This is a genomic window from Sphingomonas japonica, from assembly GCF_006346325.1.
Classification (GTDB): Bacteria; Pseudomonadota; Alphaproteobacteria; order Sphingomonadales; family Sphingomonadaceae; genus Sphingomonas; species Sphingomonas japonica.
On the sequence record NZ_VDYR01000001.1, the window covers coordinates 586,118 to 605,256 of the forward strand.

General features: G+C 66.1%; 18 protein-coding genes. 8 read left to right on the plus strand and 10 right to left on the minus strand.

Annotated elements, in window-relative coordinates; all coding sequences use genetic code 11:
- The first annotated feature begins 26 nt into the window (after window positions 1–26).
- Entirely contained in the window at window positions 27–2,675 is a 2,649-nt protein-coding gene (alaS, locus tag FHY50_RS02940; protein WP_140046889.1) for an alanine--tRNA ligase, read from the plus strand.
- Window positions 2,676–2,842: 167 nt separating this feature from the next.
- Here alaS and edd read toward each other — a convergent pair whose 3' ends face one another.
- The 6 genes from edd to FHY50_RS02970 all read right to left on the minus strand — a co-directional run bounded on the left by edd (window position 2,843) and on the right by FHY50_RS02970 (window position 8,642).
- Window positions 2,843–4,663, minus strand: a complete 1,821-nt coding sequence (edd, locus tag FHY50_RS02945; RefSeq protein ID WP_180345130.1) for a phosphogluconate dehydratase — start codon at window positions 4,661–4,663, stop codon at window positions 2,843–2,845.
- Entirely contained in the window at window positions 4,663–5,367 is a 705-nt protein-coding gene (gene pgl / locus FHY50_RS02950; RefSeq protein ID WP_140046891.1) for a 6-phosphogluconolactonase, read from the minus strand. Before pgl ends, edd begins: the two co-directional genes overlap by 1 nt.
- 145 nt (window positions 5,368–5,512) lie before the next feature.
- Entirely contained in the window at window positions 5,513–6,970 is a 1,458-nt protein-coding gene (gene zwf, locus FHY50_RS02955) for a glucose-6-phosphate dehydrogenase (protein WP_140046892.1), read from the minus strand.
- A gap of 97 nt (window positions 6,971–7,067) precedes the next feature.
- Window positions 7,068–8,009, minus strand: a complete 942-nt coding sequence (gene argC, locus FHY50_RS02960) for an N-acetyl-gamma-glutamyl-phosphate reductase (RefSeq protein ID WP_140046893.1) — start codon at window positions 8,007–8,009, stop codon at window positions 7,068–7,070.
- Entirely contained in the window at window positions 8,006–8,308 is a 303-nt protein-coding gene (locus FHY50_RS02965) for an SH3 domain-containing protein (RefSeq protein WP_140046894.1), read from the minus strand. The genes argC and FHY50_RS02965 overlap by 4 nt, the downstream gene beginning before the upstream one ends.
- 7 nt (window positions 8,309–8,315) lie before the next feature.
- On the minus strand, window positions 8,316–8,642 hold the full coding sequence (locus FHY50_RS02970) for a MarR family transcriptional regulator (protein WP_140231006.1): 327 nt from the start codon (window positions 8,640–8,642) through the stop codon (window positions 8,316–8,318).
- Between the two features lie 250 nt (window positions 8,643–8,892).
- Here FHY50_RS02970 and secG point away from each other — a divergent pair, with 250 nt between their 5' ends.
- The gene (gene secG / locus FHY50_RS02975; RefSeq protein WP_140046895.1) at window positions 8,893–9,294 is read left to right on the plus strand and encodes a preprotein translocase subunit SecG; all 402 of its coding nucleotides are present in this window, start codon (window positions 8,893–8,895) and stop codon (window positions 9,292–9,294) included.
- A 106-nt stretch (window positions 9,295–9,400) separates the two neighbouring features.
- Window positions 9,401–11,038: a CTP synthase gene (locus FHY50_RS02980; RefSeq protein ID WP_140046896.1), complete on the plus strand. Its 1,638-nt coding sequence runs from the start codon at window positions 9,401–9,403 to the stop codon at window positions 11,036–11,038.
- An 84-nt stretch (window positions 11,039–11,122) separates the two neighbouring features.
- Here FHY50_RS02980 and FHY50_RS02985 read toward each other — a convergent pair whose 3' ends face one another.
- Complete coding sequence (locus FHY50_RS02985; protein WP_140046897.1) at window positions 11,123–11,596, minus strand: Hsp20 family protein; 474 nt, start codon at window positions 11,594–11,596, stop codon at window positions 11,123–11,125.
- A gap of 215 nt (window positions 11,597–11,811) precedes the next feature.
- Between FHY50_RS02985 and FHY50_RS02990 the strand changes: the two genes are divergently transcribed.
- On the plus strand, window positions 11,812–14,265 hold the full coding sequence (locus FHY50_RS02990; protein ID WP_243846693.1) for a TonB-dependent receptor: 2,454 nt from the start codon (window positions 11,812–11,814) through the stop codon (window positions 14,263–14,265).
- A 305-nt stretch (window positions 14,266–14,570) separates the two neighbouring features.
- Here FHY50_RS02990 and FHY50_RS14120 read toward each other — a convergent pair whose 3' ends face one another.
- Window positions 14,571–14,708 (minus strand): hypothetical protein, encoded by a 138-nt coding sequence (locus FHY50_RS14120; protein WP_166745479.1) that lies wholly within the window; start codon window positions 14,706–14,708, stop codon window positions 14,571–14,573.
- On the opposite strand from FHY50_RS14120, the gene FHY50_RS02995 reads away from it, so the two are divergent.
- The 4 genes from FHY50_RS02995 to FHY50_RS03010 are packed head-to-tail and all read left to right on the plus strand — an operon-like array spanning window position 14,707 to window position 17,696.
- Entirely contained in the window at window positions 14,707–15,957 is a 1,251-nt protein-coding gene (locus FHY50_RS02995) for a lipoprotein-releasing ABC transporter permease subunit (protein WP_140046899.1), read from the plus strand. The genes FHY50_RS14120 and FHY50_RS02995 overlap by 2 nt on opposite strands.
- Window positions 15,950–16,624, plus strand: coding sequence for an ABC transporter ATP-binding protein (locus FHY50_RS03000; RefSeq protein WP_140046900.1), 675 nt, complete (start codon window positions 15,950–15,952; stop codon window positions 16,622–16,624). Before FHY50_RS02995 ends, FHY50_RS03000 begins: the two co-directional genes overlap by 8 nt.
- Window positions 16,621–17,220, plus strand: coding sequence for a GNAT family N-acetyltransferase (locus FHY50_RS03005; RefSeq protein ID WP_140046901.1), 600 nt, complete (start codon window positions 16,621–16,623; stop codon window positions 17,218–17,220). The genes FHY50_RS03000 and FHY50_RS03005 overlap by 4 nt, the downstream gene beginning before the upstream one ends.
- Window positions 17,217–17,696: a glutathione peroxidase gene (locus FHY50_RS03010; protein ID WP_140046902.1), complete on the plus strand. Its 480-nt coding sequence runs from the start codon at window positions 17,217–17,219 to the stop codon at window positions 17,694–17,696. Before FHY50_RS03005 ends, FHY50_RS03010 begins: the two co-directional genes overlap by 4 nt.
- Here the strand turns inward: FHY50_RS03010 and FHY50_RS03015 are convergent.
- Window positions 17,693–18,586, minus strand: a complete 894-nt coding sequence (locus FHY50_RS03015; RefSeq protein WP_140046903.1) for a type II secretion system minor pseudopilin — start codon at window positions 18,584–18,586, stop codon at window positions 17,693–17,695. The two genes, FHY50_RS03010 and FHY50_RS03015, sit on opposite strands and share 4 nt — an antisense overlap.
- On the minus strand, window positions 18,583–19,137 hold the full coding sequence (locus FHY50_RS03020; RefSeq protein WP_140231007.1) for a type II secretion system protein GspJ: 555 nt from the start codon (window positions 19,135–19,137) through the stop codon (window positions 18,583–18,585). Before FHY50_RS03020 ends, FHY50_RS03015 begins: the two co-directional genes overlap by 4 nt.
- Between the last annotated feature and the right edge of the window lie 2 nt (window positions 19,138–19,139).

The window sequence follows — 19,139 nt, forward strand, 5'->3', positions numbered from 1 at the left end:
CCCGATACCTCGCCTAAGCCCGCGCGATGACATCGACCAACGACATCCGCCGCTCGTTCCTCGACTATTTTGCCGGGGAAGGGCACGCGCGCGTGCCGTCGGCGCCGCTGGTGCCGCAGAACGACCCGACGCTGATGTTCGTCAATGCCGGGATGGTGCCGTTCAAGAACGTCTTCACCGGGCTGGAGACGCGGCCGTACAAGACCGCGGTGTCGAGCCAGAAATGCGTGCGCGCCGGCGGCAAGCACAACGACCTCGACAATGTCGGCTATACCGCGCGGCATCACACCTTTTTCGAGATGCTCGGCAATTTCAGCTTTGGCGAGTATTTCAAGGAACAGGCGATCCACCACGCCTGGACGCTGCTGACCCGCGAATGGGGGCTCGATCCCAACCGGCTGACCGCGACGGTCTATCACACCGACGACCAGGCGTTCGACCTGTGGAAGAAGATCGCGGGTCTGCCCGAAGACCGCATCATCCGCATCGCCACCAAGGACAATTTCTGGGCAATGGGCGCGGACGGCCCGTGCGGACCATGCTCGGAAGTCTTCTATGATCACGGCGACCATATCTGGGGCGGCCCGCCGGGGTCGCCGGAAGAGGATGGCGACCGCTTCGTCGAGATCTGGAACCTCGTCTTCATGCAACATATGCAGGCCAGCGACGAAATCGTCGGCGACCTGCCCAAGCCGTCGATCGACACCGGCATGGGGTTGGAGCGCGTCGCGGCGGTGCTTCAAGGCGTCCACGACAATTACGACACCGACACGTTCAAGGCGCTGATTGCCGAGAGCTCGGCGCTGACCGGGACGGCAGCGACTGGCGACACCCAGGCGAGCCACCGCGTCATCGCCGACCATCTGCGCGCGTCGGGGTTCCTAGTCGCCGATGGCGTGCTGCCCGCCAACGAGGGGCGCGGCTATGTGCTGCGGCGGATCATGCGCCGGGCGATGCGGCACGCGCATCTGCTGGGGGCAAAGGATCCGCTGATGCATCGCATGGTGCCGTCGCTGGTCGCCGAAATGGGTGCGGCGTTCCCCGAACTGGTCCGCGCGCAGCCGCTGATCGAGACGACGTTGCTGCAGGAGGAAACGCGCTTCCGGCGGACGCTGGCCAACGGGCTCCGGCTGCTGGACGAAGCGACCGCGGACATGGGCGAGGGCGAGACGCTGGCGGGTGAAACCGCGTTCAAGCTCTATGATACCTATGGTTTTCCCTATGACCTGACCGAAGATGCGCTGCGCGGGCAGGGGCTGTCGGTCGACCGTCCCGGCTTCGACGCGGCGATGGCCGAACAGAAGCGCGCGGCGCGGGCGGCTTGGAAAGGGTCTGGCGAGGCCGCGTCGGACGAACTGTGGTTCGATCTTGCCGAGGAAGTCGGGACCACCGAGTTCATCGGCTATTCCGCCGAGGAAGGCGAGGGACAAGTCGTCGCGCTGGTCAAGGACGGTGCACGCATCGAGCGCGCCGGGGCGGGCGAGACGGTCGACCTGATCGTCAACCAGACGCCCTTTTACGGAGAAAGCGGCGGACAGGTCGGCGATGCCGGGACGCTGACCGGCGACCGCGGGCTGTCCGGCAGGATTACCGACACCGCCAAGCATCTGGGGCGCATCTTCGCGCACCGGTTGATGATCGAGGCGGGCGAAGTCGCGGTCGGCGACAGCGTCCACCTGACCGTTGACCATGCCCGGCGCGGCGCGATCCGCGCCAACCATTCGGCGACGCATCTGCTGCACGAGGCCTTGCGTCAGCGGCTGGGGCTGCATGTCGCGCAAAAGGGCAGCCTGGTCGCGCCCGATCGTCTGCGCTTCGACTTCTCGCAGCCCACCGCGATCGACGGCAGCGCGATGGCGCTGGTCGAGGCCGATGTGAACCGCGAGATCCGCGGCAACAGCGAAGTGGCGACGCGGGTGATGACCCCCGAGGATGCGGTGGCCGAAGGCGCGATGGCGCTGTTCGGCGAGAAATATGGCGACGAGGTCCGCGTCGTATCGATGGGTAGCGTCGAAGGCGGCAAGGCCTATTCGCTCGAGCTGTGCGGCGGCACGCATGTCCGCGCGCTGGGCGATATCGGGCTGTTCAAGGTGATCGGCGAAAGCGCGGTATCGTCGGGCGTCCGCCGTGTCGAGGCGCTTACCGGCGAGGCGGCGCGCGCGTGGCTGGCGGGGCGCGACGAAAAGCTGCGCGAAGCCGCGGCGGCGCTCAAGACGTCGCCGGACGAGGTGCCCGCGCGGGTCGCGGCGCTGGTCGAGGAGCGCAAGCGGCTCGAACGCGAACTCGCGGAAGCGAAGAAGGCGCTGGCGCTTGGCGGCGGCGCTGGCGCGGCGCCTGCCGGGCCGGAACAGGTCGGCGGGGTGAACTTCATGGGACAAGTGCTCGATGGCCTCGACCCCAAGGCGCTGCGCGGCGCCGTAGATGAGGCGCGGGCCAGGATCGGGTCAGGCGTCGTCGTGCTGGTCGCCGTGAACGAAGGGCGCGCGTCGGTCGCGGCGGGAGTGAGCGAGGATTTGCTCGGGCGGTTGAGCGCGGTCGATCTGGTCAAGGCGGCGGTTGTGGCGCTGGGCGGGCAGGGCGGCGGGGGCCGGCCCGACATGGCGCAGGGCGGCGGCCCGGATGGAGCGAAGGCAAGCGAGGCGATCGCTGCGGTAAAGGCCATTCTGGCGGGTTAGGCAGGCTTGTTGGCGCGGTTCGATTGCCCGTGCTCCGGCGAAGGCCCGAGCCGCGGCTGACGAAGCACGACGCCCGCCTGCGCTCCGGCCTTCGCCGGAGCACGATGATGATTCAAGCCGACCGGCCGGACCCTGCTGCCTAATCCGGTCTAAGCGGGGTACTGAATCTAAAGCCCCGCCGCAGCCAATACCGCCGACGCGCCTTTCTCGGCCTCGTCCGCACCCAACCGCATCATCGCGAACAGCTCGCGGCCGGTACCATCCGCGGCGGGCGGGGAGTCCGCCAGCGGGCGCGCATCCCATTCCGCTGGATCGATCAGCGCTTCCAGCACGCCGGCCTCGGCGTCGAGCCGGACTATATCACCGTCGCGGATCTTGCCGATCGCACCGCCGCCCAGCGCCTCTGGCGAGATGTGGATCGCGCACGGCACCTTGCCGCTGGCGCCCGACATGCGGCCGTCGGTGACCAGCGCGACGCGGAAACCGCGATTTTGGAGGACGCCGAGCGGCGGGGTGAGCTTGTGCAGCTCGGGCATGCCGTTGGCCTTGGGGCCCTGGAAGCGCACGACCACCACGACATCGCGGTCGAGTTCGCCAGCCTTGAACGCGTCCTGCACGGCCGCCTGGGTCGTGAACACGCGCGCCGGCGCCTCGATGATCCAGCGGTCGCGATCGACTGCCGACACCTTGATGCAGGCGCGGCCGATATTGCCGGCGAGGATGCGGAAGCCGCCTTCCTCGGCGAACGGCGCGTCGAGCGTCGCGACCACCGACGGATCGCTGCTCACGTCGGGCAGGTCACGCCATACCAGCGCGTCGCCTTCGATGTCGGGCTTTCTGGCATATTGCTCGAACCCGCCCTCGGCGATCGAGAGGATATCGGGATGGAGCAGCCCGCCCTTGAGCAGCTCGCGGATCACGAATGGCGGGCCACCCGCATCCTCGAACGCGTTCACGTCGGCCGAACCGTTGGGATAGACCCGCGTCAGCAGCGGGACGACTTTCGACAGCCGGTCGAAATCCTCCCAGTCGATGACGATCCCGGCAGCGCGCGCGATCGCAGGCAGGTGGATCAGATGGTTGGTCGATCCACCGGTAGCGAGCAGCACGACCGCCGCGTTGACGATCGCCTTTTCATCGACGCAATGCCCGATCGGGCGATAGTCGTTGCCGTTCCATCCGATTGCGGCGAGCTGGTGCACCGCCTTGCGCGTCAGTTCCTGGCGCAGCTTGGTGCCGGGGTTGGCGAAGGCGGCGCCGGGGACGTGGAGGCCCATCGCCTCCATCATCATCTGATTGGAATTGGCGGTGCCGTAGAAGGTGCAGGTGCCTTTCGAGTGATAGGCGGCGATCTCCGCGTCGAGCAGCTCCTCGCGCCCGACCTTGCCCTCGGCATAGGCTTCGCGGACCGCGGCCTTATCCTTGTTGGCGAGGCCCGAGCGCATCGGCCCGCCCGGGATCAGCACCATCGGCAGATGCCCGAAGCGCAGGGCACCGATCAACAGGCCGGGGACGATCTTGTCGCAGATGCCGAGCAGGGCCGCGCCCTCGAACGTACGGTGCGACAGCGCCACCGCGGTCGCCAGCGCGATGGTGTCGCGGCTGAACAGCGACAGCTCCATCCCTTCATAGCCCTGCGTCACGCCATCGCACATCGCCGGCACGCCGCCCGCGACCTGAGCGGTCGCACCCGCTTCGATAGCCCAGACCTTCATCTGTTCGGGGTATCGGTAATAGGTCGCGTGCGCCGACAGCATGTCGTTGTACGCGGTGACGATGCCGATGTTCATCGACCGCCCTTCGCGAAGCCGGTCGCGCTGCTCGTCGGTCCCGGCATAGGCGTGCGCCAGGTTGGCGCAGCCGAGCTTTGGCCGGTCGTTCCCCGATGCCGCCTCCCGCTCGATCAGCGCGAGATAGGCGCTTCGCGTATCGCGCGATGCGGCGATGATGCGATCGGTGACAGCGGCAAGCTCGGCGTGGATCGACATCATGCGCTCCAGTGAATATCGACGGGCAGTTCGGCGTCGGCGAGCACGCGGCCGATCGGATAGGGCGATCCGGCGCCTTCGGCGATCGCGGTTTCGATGACGTCACGCTTCGCCTGGCCGGTGACGGCGATCATCAGCGCCTTGGCCGACACGATCGCGGAGCGCGACAGGCTGATGCGGGGGACCGGCGCTTCGGGCGGAAGCGGATCGGGCATCACGCCGACCGCGCGGCGCTCCTTGGGCCCATTCAACGCCTCGTCGAAATCGGGGCCCGGAAAAATCGAAGCGGTATGCCCGTCCCCGCCGACGCCGAGCAGGCAGAGGTCGAGTGGCCAGTGCAGGTCCTGCAGCCTGGCGTCGGCAGCACGTCCCGCTGCCTTGTAGTCCGCCGCCTTGTCGCTCGTGATCGGAAAAACCCGTGCGCCCCTGGGCACGAACAATTTGCCGATCGCGGTGATGTTGCTGAGCGCATCGCCCATCGGCACCAACCGATCGTCGGTCGGCAGGATCGTAACGCGCTTCCAGTCCAGTTTCGCCTGGCTGAGCTTTTCGTAGGCTGGGAACGGCGTCTTGCCGCCGGCCAGCGCGATGACGGCGGCGCCGCGCGCGTCGAGCGCGCTTTCGATGACGAACTGGACGTCGCCTGCGACCGCGTCGGCAAGCTCGCCTGCGTCGTCATATTCCCACCATTCGATCTCGGTCATGCGCGTAGTTCCAATCGGTCTGTGTCCAACAGGGGTCGAACGTATCGAGACCCTCTATCGAAATATGGTCATCTGTTCCTCGACAAGCTCGAAGACCATGAGGGCGAACGGGGAAGGGAGTTCGAAGCTCCGCCCAATCCCGAATTTACTCGTGCCAGGTGACGCCGTCGCGCTCGGTGAGCGCGACGCTGGCCGACGGACCCCAGCTTCCCGAGGCATAGCCCTTGGGCTTGACGTCGTTGGCTTCCCAACCGGCGCGGATACCGTCGATCCACTCCCACTGCGCCTCGACCTCGTCGCGGCGCACGAACAAGGTAGGATCGCCTTCGATCAAGTCCAGTAACAGGCGTTCATACGCAATCCGGCGCCGCGTACCTGCAAACTCGGTATCCAGACTGAGGTTCAAGGGTACCTCGCGCAGCCGAACGCCCTCGCGGTCCAGCCCCGGCTGTTTGGCCATTACCAGCAGGCGGACATATTCCTCCGGCTGCAAGCGGATGACCAGCGTGTTGGGTTGCAGCATCCCGCCGCGCTCGGCGAAGATCGAATGCGGCACCGGCTTGAACTGGACGACGATCTCGCTGCGCCGTTCGGGCATGCGCTTGCCGGTGCGCAGGTAGAACGGGACGCCCTGCCACCGCCAGCTGTCGACATGCGCCTTGATCGCAACGAAGGTTTCCGTGCGCGAGTCCTTTTCGAGCTCGCCGTCATAGCTTTCGACGATCTTGCCGGTCACCGCGCCGTCGCCATATTGCCCGGTGACAGTCAGGTTCGGCGCTTCTGCAGCGGTGATCGGGCGCAGCGAGCGCAGCACCTTGACCTTTTCGTCGCGGATCGACGTGCCGTCGAAGCGCGCCGGCGGCTCCATCGCGATCAGCGCGAGCAGCTGCAACATATGATTCTGGACCATGTCGCGCAGCGCGCCGACTTCGTCGTAATAGCCCGCGCGCCCCTCGAGCCCGACCGTTTCCGATATCGTGATCTGGACGTGATCGATCCCGCGCGCGTTCCAGATCGGCTCGAACAGCGAATTGCCGAAGCGCAGCGCAAGGATGTTCTGGACGGTTTCCTTGCCGAGATAATGATCGATGCGGAACGTCCTCTCCTCGGGAAAGGCCTGGGCGACGATGTCGTTGGTTTCGCGGCTGGAGGCGAGATCCTTGCCGAGCGGCTTTTCCAGACCGATGCGGACGTTCTCGCCGGTCAGCCCGGCCGATTGCAGCCCCTTGATCGTCGGCCCGAACAGCCACGGGGCGGTCGACAAGAAGATGGCGAGCCCGCCGGAGATGTCGCCGATCTTGGCGGCGAGGTGGTCGAACCCTTCAAGCGTCGATGCGTCGAGCGGCTGGTAGAACAGCCGGTCGAGGAAAGCGGCGATTACCGCGGCGTCTTTCTGTTCGGGCTGAAGATAGGTGTCGAGCGCCTTGCCGGCGAATGCGCGGAAATCCGCGTCGCTCTGCTCCGATCGCGCGGTGCCGGTGATGGTCAGCCCGTCCGGCAGCAATCCGTCGGCATGCAGGCCGAACAGCGACGGGATCAGCATGCGCTGCGACAGATCGCCCGTCGCTCCGAACAACAGCAGTTTGCCGACTGGTTGGCTCATGCCCGCGCCTCTTTGCTTGCCCAACAGGATTGCGCGCTGCCTAGCAAGCTGAGCCGCAGGGGCAACCCGGCATCGCCATGCGCGGCCCGAAGTTTTGCTACAGCGTCAGCCCGGCGGTGGGTTCCAGACCGGCCATCAGGTTGAGATTCTGAACCGCCGCTCCGCTCGCGCCCTTGCCAAGATTGTCGAGCGTGGCGATCAGCCGCGCCTGGCCGCTTTCGGGATTGCCGCAGGCGTAGAGGGTCATCCGGTCCGTACCGGCATCGTCCTCGACCCGGATCGCGCCGGGACTGTCGCTGCGTACGCGCACGACCTCGGACCCTCGATAGGCGTCGGCCAGCGCGTCCCGAACCGCGTCCAGCGTCGGCCCGCCGGGCATGGCGTGAAGGTGGAGCGGCACCTCGACCAGCATGCCGCGCCGCGTGCGGACTACGCTTGGCTGAAAGATCGGCGCGTGATCGAGCCCGGCATGCGCGCGTAGCTCGGGAAGATGCTTGTGCGCCAGATCGAGGGCATAAGCGCGATGCGCGGTCGCGTCGGCGTGCGGGTCCGAGGGATCCTCGAACGCAGCGATCATCGCATTGCCGCCCCCCGAATATCCGGAAGTGGCGTTGACCGTCAGCAGCCAGTCGGACGGCACCAGCCCGGCGCGAACCAGCGGACGGACGAGCGCGAGGAAGCCGGTGGGGTAGCAGCCCGGATTGCTGACCCGGCTGGCGCTTGCAATCGCCGCGTCGTGACCGGGATCGAGTTCCGCAAAGCCATAGGTCCAACCCGCGGCCACGCGATGCGCGCTCGACGCGTCGATCACGCGCACCGCCGCAGTTTCGATCATCGCCACTGCATCACGCGCAGCATCGTCGGGAAGGCAGAGAATCACGATGTCGGCGTCGTTGAGCGCTGCGCTGCGGGCATCGACATCCTTGCGCTCGCGCTCCGGCAAAATGGTCAGCGCGAACTCTCGCCGTGAGGCGAGGCGCTGGTGGATCTCCAGTCCGGTGGTGCCGGCGGCGCCATCGATGAAGACGCGCAGGGTCAATCGCCGATACCCAGCGCCGATGCATCGACATAACCGACCAGCCGCGCATTCGGCGCGATGCCCCAGGCAAAGCGGCGCGTGAGTTCGAGCACTTCAAACGGGTCGCCGCCAGCAAGCTGCGCCAGAACCGGCGAATCGGCTTCGCGCGTTTCCCGCAGCGGCCCTGCGACACGCATCGTCATTGGCAGCGGCGCGGCATAATGCGGGGCAAACACCCGATCGGCCAGGCGGATATCGGCAAGGTCGGCGCGAACCGCGTCGGCGCGGGGATCGATGGTGGCGGATCGGCCGCCCAGCATGTGCCGCTCACGCGGTGGCGGTGCGGAGGCCTGGTCCACGGGCGTTGGTGCCCGTGAGGAAATGTCCGAACTCTGCAAGAAAATCTGCCCCTTCCGCGGTACGCGCGACAAAGATATTGCGTTTGTCGCTGTCGTCGCGCTGCCGACGCAGATAGCCGAGCGCACCCAGTCTGTTCAAGGCGCGCGTGACGACGGGCTTCGACACGTTCAGGGCGCGTGCCAGACCGCGAACGGTGTGGGGGCCAGGTTCGATATATACCACCAGCAGCAATGCCATCTGACGATTGGTGAGATCGGGTTCGCCCGACCGGACATAGTCCACCAGAGTGCGCATCCAGGAAGTCAGCGACTTGTTCTCAGGCAGTTTCACCAGGTCGTCCCGCACCGTTACATGACCGCAAGCATCGTGGCTTTGCGCGGTTCAGAACGCGGCTGGCGGCAAGGGGTTTCGTGGGACGTGGCGATTGTTACGATTTGCTGAATCGATCCTGGCCGAGGTCCAGGCGGGCAGGGCGGCCAGTGTCCGGTTGATTGCACCGCGGCGGTCGATTATGTGCCGCGCTTTCCAGCACGATCGGTAGCCCATGTTCACCTTCCTCCTCGTCGTTCACGCCATCATCGCCGCGTTGCTGGTGACGGTGATCCTGATGCAGCGATCGGAAGGCGGCGGCCTGACGTCGGGTGGAAGCCCTTCGGGGCTGATGTCGGCACGCGGCGCGGCCGATTTCCTCACGCGATCGACCGCGGTGCTCGCCGGCCTGTTCATCGCGATGAGCATCGCGCTGGCGGTGATCGCCGCCAATCGCGGGAACGACGTGATCGACACTTCGCTGGCACGCCAGCCTGCCGCCGGCAGCACCGCGCCGCTGACGCCGGGCGCGGGCGCGCCGCCGGTCGTCGATCCGCTCGGCGCCGCAGCCGGCAACATCGCCGGGGCGACCGACACGCCTGCGCCGGGCAACGACGCGGTTCCGCTCGCGCAATAGCCGCTAGGCATTGCGCCGGGCGGTCCAGTCCGCGCTCCTTTTTTCCGCGGCGCGGGGATTCGCGCGCTTGCAACGCATCCAATTTCGGCAGTAGGCCCCAATTCCCATGGCGCGGTATATTTTCATCACCGGCGGCGTGGTCTCGTCGCTTGGCAAGGGTTTGATGGCAGCAAGCCTGGCGGCGTTGCTCCAGGCGCGCGGCTATCGCGTGCGGATTCGCAAGTTCGATCCCTATCTCAACGTCGATCCGGGGACGATGTCGCCCTATCAGCACGGCGAGGTGTATGTCACCGACGACGGCGCGGAAACCGATCTCGACCTTGGCCATTATGAGCGATTCACCGGTGTTTCGGCGCGTCAGTCGGACAATATCACGTCGGGCCGCATCTATCAGACGATCATCCAGCGCGAGCGGCGTGGCGACTATCTGGGGGCAACCGTTCAGGTCATCCCGCACGTCACCGACGCGATCAAGAGCTTTGCGCAGGCCGAGACCGACGATCTCGACTTCGTGCTGTGCGAAATCGGCGGAACCGTCGGCGACATCGAATCGCTGCCGTTCATCGAGGCGATCCGCCAGCTGCGCAACGATCTTGGCCGCGGCAATTCGGTCAGCATCCATGTGACGTTGGTGCCGTACATCGCGGCGGCGGGCGAGCTGAAGACCAAGCCGACCCAGCATTCGGTACGCGAGTTGGCCGCGCTGGGCGTCACGCCCGACGTACTGGTGTGCCGCTGCGAACATCCGCTGCCGTCGAGCGAGCGCGCCAAGATCGCCTTGTTCTGCAACGTGCCGACCGCGGCTGTCATTCCCGCGCTCGATGCGCCGAGCATCTATGCGGTGCCGCTGCAATATCATGGCGAGGGGCTGGATCGCGAGGTGCTGCGCGCATTCGGCATCGATCCCGGCCTCGAATCCCCCGACCTGTCGCGCTGGTCGGATATCGTCGACCGGCTGACCAATCCCGAGGGCGAAGTGACCGTCGGCGTCGTCGGCAAATATGTCGGGCTGCAGGACGCGTACAAGTCGCTCAACGAAGCCTTGATCCATGGCGGCATCGCCAATCGCGTCCGGGTGAAGATTCGCTGGATCGACGCCGAACTGTTCGAGAATGACGACAGTGACGTCGCCGCAGCGCTGGAGCCATGCGACGCGATCCTGGTGCCCGGTGCGTTCGGCGAGCGCGGCGCGGAGGGCAAGATCGCGAGCGTCCGGTTCGCTCGCGAACGCGAGATCCCCTATTTCGGCATCTGCTTCGGGATGCAGATGGCGTGCGTCGAAGGCGCCCGGAATGTCGCCGGGATCGAAGCAGCGTCATCGACCGAGTTCGGTGCCACCGAAGAGCCCGTAGTCGGCCTCATCACCGAATGGATGAGCGCGAGCGGGCTCGAGAAGCGCGAGGCCGATGGCGACCTGGGCGGCACGATGCGGCTCGGCGCGTATCCGGCCACGCTCGCAGGCAACAGTGTCGTCGCCTCGATCTATGGCGCGCCCGAGATTTCGGAACGCCATCGTCATCGCTACGAGGTCAATACCGGCTATCGCGACACGCTGGAGCAGGGCGGGCTGGTGTTTTCGGGCATGTCCCCCGACGGCATGCTGCCCGAGATCGTCGAACGCCCTGATCATCCGTGGTTCGTCGGCGTACAGTTCCACCCGGAACTCAAGTCCAAGCCTTTCGACCCGCATCCGTTATTCGCCAGCTTCATCGCCGCGGCGGTGCGGCAGAGCCGCTTGGTCTGATCCAAGCAAAAGGCGCCCGGACCATCCGGTCCGAACGCCTCTGCTTCGCAGGCGCCCAAGGGAGCGAAGGCGCCGCGCAGTCCGTCAGGCCGCGGCCTGTTCCTCGCGATGCGGGATCGCCGCAGCGGCATCGCCGGTGCCGATCGCGATCTTCTTCGGCTTCATCGCTTCGGGAATTTCGCGGACCAGATCGATCGTCAGCAATCCGTCGCTGAGCCGCGCGTCCTCCACCCGCACGAAATCGGCGAGTTCGAAGCGGCGTTCGAAACTGCGATTGGCGATGCCGAGATGCACGAACGCCGCGCGCCCATTGTCGCCATCGTCGGCTTTCTTGCCGGTCACCAGCAGCAGGTTCTGCTGTGCGGTAATGTCGATCTCGTCAGCCTTGAAGCCGGCCACCGCCAGCGTGATGCGATAGCGATCATCGGACAGGCGTTCGAGATTGAACGGCGGGTAATTCTCGCTCGATGCGGCGCGGGCGCTGTTCTCGAGCAGGTCGAACAAGCGATCGAAGCCGATCGTCGAACGGCGATAGGGGGTGAAATCGAACTGACGCATGTCAAATCCTCCATTGAGCAAAATGTGCGTGGTGCCGGTGTCCGCTCATGCGCGACGTCGGCGTGGGCGACCCTGCTGAGGCGCCGCCTCAACGATATTTGGGATGGCTCCGCGCCGGTTCAAGAGCGTCGCGCCCTCCGCCAACGCATCTAAAATGAGTATTGCATATAATCCCGATCGGAATGATAGGGGAATGGACTTCAGGGGAAAGCTCCATGACCGTGACCGCCTTTTCGATCCTCTTGCTGAGCAGTGCCGCACAGCAGCTTGCGCCGCAGCCCGCTCTGCCCGTGGCGCCCGCGACTCAGCAGCAGACCGAGACCGAGGGCGCGCCCATCGAGACGCAGGCGAGCGCTGCGAACGATATCGTCGTGACTGCCCGTCGCCGCGAAGAGAGCGCGCAGGATGTGCCGATCGCGATATCGGTGCTGGGCGGAGCCGAGTTGGAGAATACCGGTACCTACAACGTCACCAAGTTGACGCAGGTGCAGCCGTCGCTGACGTTCTTCTCGACCAACCCGCGAAACTCTGCTGCGAACATCCGCGGGCTCGGCGCGCCGTTCGGGCTGACCAACGATGGGATCGAACAGGGCGTCGGCATCTATGTCGACCAGGTCTATTACAGCCGCATCGCCTCGGCGACGTTCGACTTTCTCGACGTCGAGCGGATCGAGGTACTGCGCGGACCGCAGGGAACGCTGTACGGCAAGAATACCACCGCCGGCGCGATCAACATCACTACCCGCCAACCGACGTTCGAACCCGAAGGACGACTGGAGCTGTCGGTCGGCAATCTCAGCTACGTCCAGGCCAAGGCGTCGGTGTCAGGACCGCTCGTCGCCGACAAGCTGGCGGTGCGGCTGGCGGCGTCGGCGACCAGCAGGCGCGGCACGATCTATAACGTGACGACCGGCAATTACGTCAACGAGCAAGACAATCTGGGCTTGCGCGGACAATTGCTGTGGCGTGCCACCGACGCGATCGATGTCACGCTGGCCGCCGACTATAATCGCCAGGACCCGGAATGCTGCGCCCAGATCTACGTGCGCACCGGGCTTACCCAGCGTCCGCTGAGCCGTCAGTTCGATGCGCTTGCGGCAGCGTTCGACTATGCCCCGCCAAGCACCGACGCGTTCGATCGCCTCACCGATCTCGACAGCGACCTGCAGGCGAAGCAGGAGATCGGCGGCGTGTCGCTGCGCGCCGAATGGGATGTGGGGCCGGGCAGCCTGACATCGGTCACCGCCTATCGCTGGTGGGACTGGCAGCCGTCGAACGATCGCGACTTCATCGGCCTGCCGATCACGACGGTGTCGGCCAATCCGTCGCAGCAGGAGCAGTTCACGCAGGAATTCCGCTACGCATCCGCAAGCGGCGGGAACATCGATTATGTCGTGGGCGCGTTCGCGTTCCATCAGACGATCGCCACGCAGGGCGCGCAAGAGCAGGGGCCTGCCGCGAGCCGCTGGCTGCTCAATCCGTCGAGCTGCGCGACCGACCCCGCGTGCGCCGCCAACGATCCGTCGGTGCTCGACGGGCTGCGGTCGGAAAACGACATCGATTTCAGCAACACCAGCGCGGCGCTGTTCGGACAGCTGACGTGGCGCGTCACCGACCGGCTGCGGCTACAGCCCGGACTTCGCCTGAACTACGACAAGAAGACCGGATCATATCTGGCCACGGTCACCACCGGCAGCGGCAGCACCGACCTTTCGAGCGACCAGCGCGGGGTGCTGGCGCCGCAATCCTATGATGCCGAATTCAGTGACTGGAATATTTCCGGCGATTTCACCGCGTCGTACGACTTTGCAGACGATGTGCTGGGCTATGCAACCTATGCCCGCAGCTTCAAATCGGGCGGTATCAACCTGTCGGGCCTGCCGCTGGACGGCGACAACAATCCGATCCTCAGCGCCGGGTCGGTGCGGCCCGAAACGGTCGATCATTTCGAACTGGGGCTGAAAACGCAGTTGTTCGCGCGCAAGGCTACCTTCAACGTCGCGGCATTCTGGACCGACATCCGCGATTACCAGGCAACGGTCACCAACGGGCAGCTGGGCGTATTGCGCGGCTATCTCGCCAATGCCGATCGCGTGCGCATCCGCGGGGTAGAAAGCGACCTTTCGGTGCGGCCGAACGATCGCGTCAGCTTCTACGTCAACGCGGCCTATCTCGACCATGAATATGTCCGCTTCGTCGATGCGCCGTGCCCGCCCGAGCTGTCGGGGGGCGCCGCCGCGACGGCAGACAATCCCGCCAGCGCGCCGGGGACGCCAGGGGGTTTCAGCCCCCCGAACTGCGATATTTCGGGACAATGGCTGCCGGGCATCTCCAACTGGAATTTCTCGGGCGGCGGCGAGGTCAATGCACCGACCACACTGCTCGGCATGAGCGGGGAGGCCTATGCCGGGATCGACGCCAGCTATCGCTCGAAATTCTCGTCCAACCCGTCGCGTTCCGCCTATACCGACATCGACGGCTATGGTCTGGTAAACCTGCGCGTCGGGTTCCGGTCGGGGCGCGAATGGAACATCTTCGGCTGGGTCCGCAACGCGTTCGATGCCGAATATTACGATGTGCTGGCGACGCAATCGGGCAATACCGGGCTGGTCGTCGGACAGCCCGGCGATCCGCGCACCTATGGGCTGAGTGTCAGCCGAGCGTTCTGAAGCTCGGCCACGCCGGACGACGATCCGGCTCCACCGTGCGGGAACGTGCCCCATCGGCTGGATGCTCGCGATGGTCGGCCTTCGCACGGGGAGCGGGGCGACAGTTTGAACAAGCTCCTGCCGAACGACAAACGCCCGGGCTGTTTCCAGCCCGGGCGCCTGCGTGACGATCGCTCGTCAGCCCCCTTAGTGCTCCCGGCCCGCACGCTTGCCCTCCCAGACAAACGGGGCCTTGAAGCCTTCCCCGAACCACGGCCGTTGCCTGCGTTTCAGTGATTGCCGGATAGGAAAAAATGGGCGGTTTGTCACCGCAAATGCGGCGACACCGTGACGAATCGCTTCACCCTGTGTTCATTCGGCAACAGCGCAATTGCGCCGACCGGCATCCCGCCGTAGAGCCTCGGCACCGGGCCGCTCGCGCTCGCATGGGAAAGACGCTTCATGTTCCTCACGCGCTATGAGCGGATGATCGCGCGCCGCTATCTGCTGCCGGGTAGGGGAGAGGCGTTCATCTTCCTCGTCGCCTCGATCAGCCTGGTCGCGGTAATGCTCGGCGTCGCCGCGCTCGTCATCGTGATGAGCGTGATGAACGGGTTTCGGGCCGAACTGTTCGACAAGATCGTCGGCCTCAATGGCCATGCGGTGGTGCAGGGCTATGGCGGCCAGTTGCGCGACTGGCGCGACATCGCCGACGAAATCCGCAAATCTCCGGGCGTGACCGGCGCGACGCCGCTGGTCGAGCAGCCGCTGATGGCGAACTTCAACGGGCGTGTCGAAGCGGTCCTGACCCGCGGCATGCGCGTCGAGGACATCCGCAGCAACCCGACGATCCGCGACAATGTCATCCTCGGCGACCTGTCGCGGCTGACGCCGAGCAGCGGCAACATCGCGGTCGGCTCGCGGCTCGCCCAGAATCTTGGTGCTACGGTGGGCAGCGACGTCTCGCTGATCAGCCCGCAAGGGCCGGCAACGCCGTTCGGCACGGTGCCGCGGATCGTGTCCTACCGCATCGCCGCGATCTTCGAGGTCGGCGTCTATGATTACGACAAGGCGTTCGTGATCATGCCGATGGAGGACGCGCAGACCTTGCTGCTGATGGGTGATTCGGTCGGCATGATCGAGATCGACACGGTCGATCCAGACAATATCGACGAGATCATGGCCCCGGTCGCGCAGATCGTCGGATCGCGCGGCGTCGTCAACGACTGGCGCAACATGAATGCGCAGCTGTTCGAGGCGCTGCAGGTCGATCGACTGGTGACGTTCACCGTGCTGTCGATCCTGATCCTGGTCGCGGTGTTCAACATCCTGTCGTCGCTGATCATGCTGGTGCGCGCCAAGACCCGCGACATCGCCATCCTGCGCACAATGGGTGCGACTCGCTACGGCCTGATCCGCATCTTCGTGACGGTCGGCACGATCATCGGGTCGCTGGGCATCCTCGCCGGGCTGGTGCTGGGGTTCGTGACGTTGTTCTTTCGCCAGCAGGTGCTCGGTTTCCTTGGGCTGGTTACCGGCCAGAATATCTGGGACCCGTCGATGCGCTACCTGACCGAATTGCCGTCCAAGACCGACCCGGTCGAGATCGCTGGCATCGTCGCGATGGCGTTCGTGTTCAGCTTCCTCGCGACGCTGTATCCTGCGTTCAAGGCGGCGAGCACCGATCCGGTGCAGGTGCTGCGCTATGAATGATCCGGTTCTCTCGACCCGCGGTCTTCAGCGCAGCTTCACCCAGGGCGGCGCGACCATTGAGGTGCTGCGCGGCATCGACCTCGACGTCCATTCAGGCGAGATCGTCGCACTGCTCGGCCCGTCGGGGTCGGGCAAGTCGACGTTGCTGCAGGCGGTCGGACTGCTGGAAGGCGGTTTCGACGGATCGATCCGCATCGCGGGGGTCGAGGCGGCGAAGCTCGATAGCCATGGCCGCACCGAAATGCGGCGCGACCGGCTCGGCTTCATCTATCAGTTTCACCATCTGCTGCCCGATTTCAACGCGATGGAGAATGTCCTCCTGCCGCAGCTGATCCACGGCGCGCAGCGCAACGAGGCCGAGGAACGGTCGAACACGCTGCTCGGTGCTCTGGGATTGGCGCAGCGCCTGACCCACCGCCCCAATCAGCTTTCGGGCGGTGAGCAGCAGCGCGTCGCAGTCGCGCGTGCGCTCGCCAACCGGCCGATGCTGGTGCTGGCGGACGAGCCCACCGGCAATCTCGACGAGGCGACCGCCGATATCGTGTTCGACGAGTTTCTGAGGCTGGTGCGCGGTGAGGGGTCGGCGGCGCTGGTCGCGACGCATAACGAGCGCATCGCCCGGCGGATGGATCGTGTGCTGCGGCTGCACGAGGGGCATCTGGAGTGAGCGCATGGACGACCGTGCCCACGCTTCCGGGACGGCACGTTACGCTGCGCCCGCTCGAGCGGCACGATCGATCCGCCCTGCTCGAAGCCTTTGTCGGGCTGGAAGGCAGTTTCGCCACTACCGTACCGAGCGCCGCCACGATCGACGAATGGTACGACCGGATCGAGCACGAACAGGCGGCGGGGCGTGCGTTGCCCTTCGCGGCGTTGGACGAGCGAGGACGGGTGGCGGGCACTACCCGCTTCCTGAGAATGAACGAGCGCCACCGCCGCGTCGAAATCGGCGGCACCGTGTTTGCGCGACGCGTGCAGCGCACCGGCTTCAATACCGAGGCCAAGCGGTTGATGCTGGGCCATGCGTTCGAGGTGATGGATGTGCTGTGCGTGCAATTGCGCACCGATTTCCTGAATCGCCAGTCGCGCGCCGCGATCGAGCGGCTCGGCGCCCGCCTTGATGGGGTCTTGCGCGGGCACCTGATCCTGGGCGAGCATCGACGCGACACGGTGGTCTACAGCATCCTTGCGCATGAGTGGCCGGGGGTGCGGCGCAATCTCGATGCGCTCATCGCCCGTCATCAGCAGGAGCCGACACGATGACCGAGTTGACCGCGATCCCCGTCACCGCCGCCGACGGCACGCCGACCACGCTCGCCGAACATGCCGGCAAGGTGCTGCTGATCGTCAACACTGCGTCCAAATGCGGCTTCACGCCGCAATATGAGGGGCTGGAGGCGCTGCATCGCCGCTACGCGCCGCGCGGCTTTGCCGTGCTCGGCTTTCCGTGCAACCAGTTCGGTGCGCAAGAGCCTGGCGATGCCGAGGAGATCGCCAGCTTCTGTTCGCTGACCTACGACGTCACCTTTCCGATGTTTGCCAAGGTCGACGTCAACGGCGACGATGCCGCGCCGCTCTACCGCCACCTCAAGGACGCCGCGCCGGGCCTGCTCGGCAGCAAGGCGATAAAGTGGAACTTCACCAAGTTCCTGGTCGATCGCTCCGGCAAGGTCGTCGATCGCTATGCACCGCAAACCACCCCCGAGGCGATCGCGGCGGATATCGAACGCCTGCTCTAACCGTCCGTGACCGCCGCGAAGCCCGGAGCGTCGGGCGGGACGGCGGCATTGCGCCAGCGCTCGACCGTCGCCACGCGGACCGCCCCGTCGACCTGACGCCGCTGGATCAGCGCCGCTGCCTGCTGGCTGGTATCGCCGATCGTCGCGCGGGTCCGAACCCAGAAGATGTTCGATCTGAACCCCGTCCCCGGCGGCATCGTTACGTCCTGATCGCTGAGGTCGTCTGCGGTGAGGAAACCTTGCCGCTCGCGGATCGCCACTAGCCGCTGCGCGACGTCGGGATCGCGCAGCAGCAGCGCCAGCATCTGCTCGGTCGCGGCATTGAGGTTGATCTGGGTGACGCCCGGCAACGCGGTGGCAAGCTGCTCGAGCCGCTGCGCCGCCTCTGGCGGCACCCCGGCGAGGCGGATCGGGCGCAGGTCGGTGACGGGGCCGGCCTCGCGGACGAACAGAATCGCCTGTGCGGTCTGCTCGGGGGTGAGCCCCGCTTCGCGGGCGATCGTCTCGAACAGGATCACCGAGGCGATCTGGCCCGAACGGATATTGTTGATGTTGAAGCGGCCCTGCGCATCGGCGATCGCCAGATCGAACGTGCCGCCTTCGATCGGGGCGCCGCTTTCGGACAGCGCGGCCCAGGGCTCGCCGCGGTGATCCTCGCGGTCCGAGGCTTCGGCATCGCGGCGCAGTGCGACGATCGCTGAAACCTCGCCGCCGCGCACCACCGCCATCGCCCGCGCCGCTTCGCGATTGCGCAGGCCGCGGTCGAGCGCGATTTCCTCGCGGGTGATCATCAGCAGCACCATGCCCGCGGCGATCGCCACGAACATCAGCACGTTGATGAGGATCATGCCTTGTTCCGGCACTTCGACGGCAGGGCGTTCGCGGTTCATCGCACTTCGCCATAGGCCGGCGCAGCGGGCAGCGCGACCACCCGCCGCAGCATACCGCCCGGGGAGGCGGAAACGCTGAGTTCGACTGCGACCGCGCGCGGCCATTGCTCGGCGGTTTCCTCGCTGAGCGGCCAGCGTGGCTGCCAGCCGGCACCTTCATAGAAGCCCCAGCGCGCGCCCTGCACGCCGGTCAGGACGACCTGCGGGATGCCCTGGACGGTGCGGATCAGCGAGCCTGCAGCCAGCGTGTAGCGGATCTCGACGGGCGGACCGCCAAAGCCGGGCGCAGCGCGGGTGAAGATGAGCTCACTGCCGCCGCCGATGATCCTGCCGCGCGCGACCTGATCGATATCGGTGGACATCAGCAGCATCGCGCGCTGGAGGTCGGCCATGCGGTCGAACCGCACCTCGGTGCGCCGCTCCACGCCCAGAATCGAATCGACCAGCGCCAGTCCCGCCACTGCGATCAGCGCGAACAGGCCAAGCGAGATCATCAGCTCGATCAGCGTGAAGCCCGCCGCCGCGTCGCGCTGCTCCCCGGCTTGCGGCATGG

Excerpts from the sequence above, each read along its gene's own strand:
- pgl (WP_140046891.1), bottom strand. The coding sequence starts at position 5,367 with ATGACCGAGATCGAATGGTGGGAATATGACGACGCAGGCGAGCTTGCC.
- FHY50_RS02995 (WP_140046899.1), top strand. The coding sequence starts at position 14,707 with ATGTTCCTCACGCGCTATGAGCGGATGATCGCGCGCCGCTATCTGCTG.
- edd (WP_180345130.1), bottom strand. The coding sequence starts at position 4,663 with ATGTCGATCCACGCCGAGCTTGCCGCTGTCACCGATCGCATCATCGCC.
- FHY50_RS03010 (WP_140046902.1), top strand. The coding sequence starts at position 17,217 with ATGACCGAGTTGACCGCGATCCCCGTCACCGCCGCCGACGGCACGCCG.
- secG (WP_140046895.1), top strand. The coding sequence starts at position 8,893 with ATGTTCACCTTCCTCCTCGTCGTTCACGCCATCATCGCCGCGTTGCTG.
- FHY50_RS03020 (WP_140231007.1), bottom strand. The coding sequence starts at position 19,137 with ATGCCGCAAGCCGGGGAGCAGCGCGACGCGGCGGCGGGCTTCACGCTG.
- alaS (WP_140046889.1), top strand. The coding sequence starts at position 27 with ATGACATCGACCAACGACATCCGCCGCTCGTTCCTCGACTATTTTGCC.
- FHY50_RS03015 (WP_140046903.1), bottom strand. The coding sequence starts at position 18,586 with ATGAACCGCGAACGCCCTGCCGTCGAAGTGCCGGAACAAGGCATGATC.
- FHY50_RS02965 (WP_140046894.1), bottom strand. The coding sequence starts at position 8,308 with ATGCTGGGCGGCCGATCCGCCACCATCGATCCCCGCGCCGACGCGGTT.
- FHY50_RS14120 (WP_166745479.1), bottom strand. The coding sequence starts at position 14,708 with ATGAAGCGTCTTTCCCATGCGAGCGCGAGCGGCCCGGTGCCGAGGCTC.
- FHY50_RS03000 (WP_140046900.1), top strand. The coding sequence starts at position 15,950 with ATGAATGATCCGGTTCTCTCGACCCGCGGTCTTCAGCGCAGCTTCACC.
- FHY50_RS02970 (WP_140231006.1), bottom strand. The coding sequence starts at position 8,642 with ATGCGCACTCTGGTGGACTATGTCCGGTCGGGCGAACCCGATCTCACC.
- zwf (WP_140046892.1), bottom strand. The coding sequence starts at position 6,970 with ATGAGCCAACCAGTCGGCAAACTGCTGTTGTTCGGAGCGACGGGCGAT.
- FHY50_RS02990 (WP_243846693.1), top strand. The coding sequence starts at position 11,812 with ATGACCGTGACCGCCTTTTCGATCCTCTTGCTGAGCAGTGCCGCACAG.
- FHY50_RS02980 (WP_140046896.1), top strand. The coding sequence starts at position 9,401 with ATGGCGCGGTATATTTTCATCACCGGCGGCGTGGTCTCGTCGCTTGGC.
- FHY50_RS02985 (WP_140046897.1), bottom strand. The coding sequence starts at position 11,596 with ATGCGTCAGTTCGATTTCACCCCCTATCGCCGTTCGACGATCGGCTTC.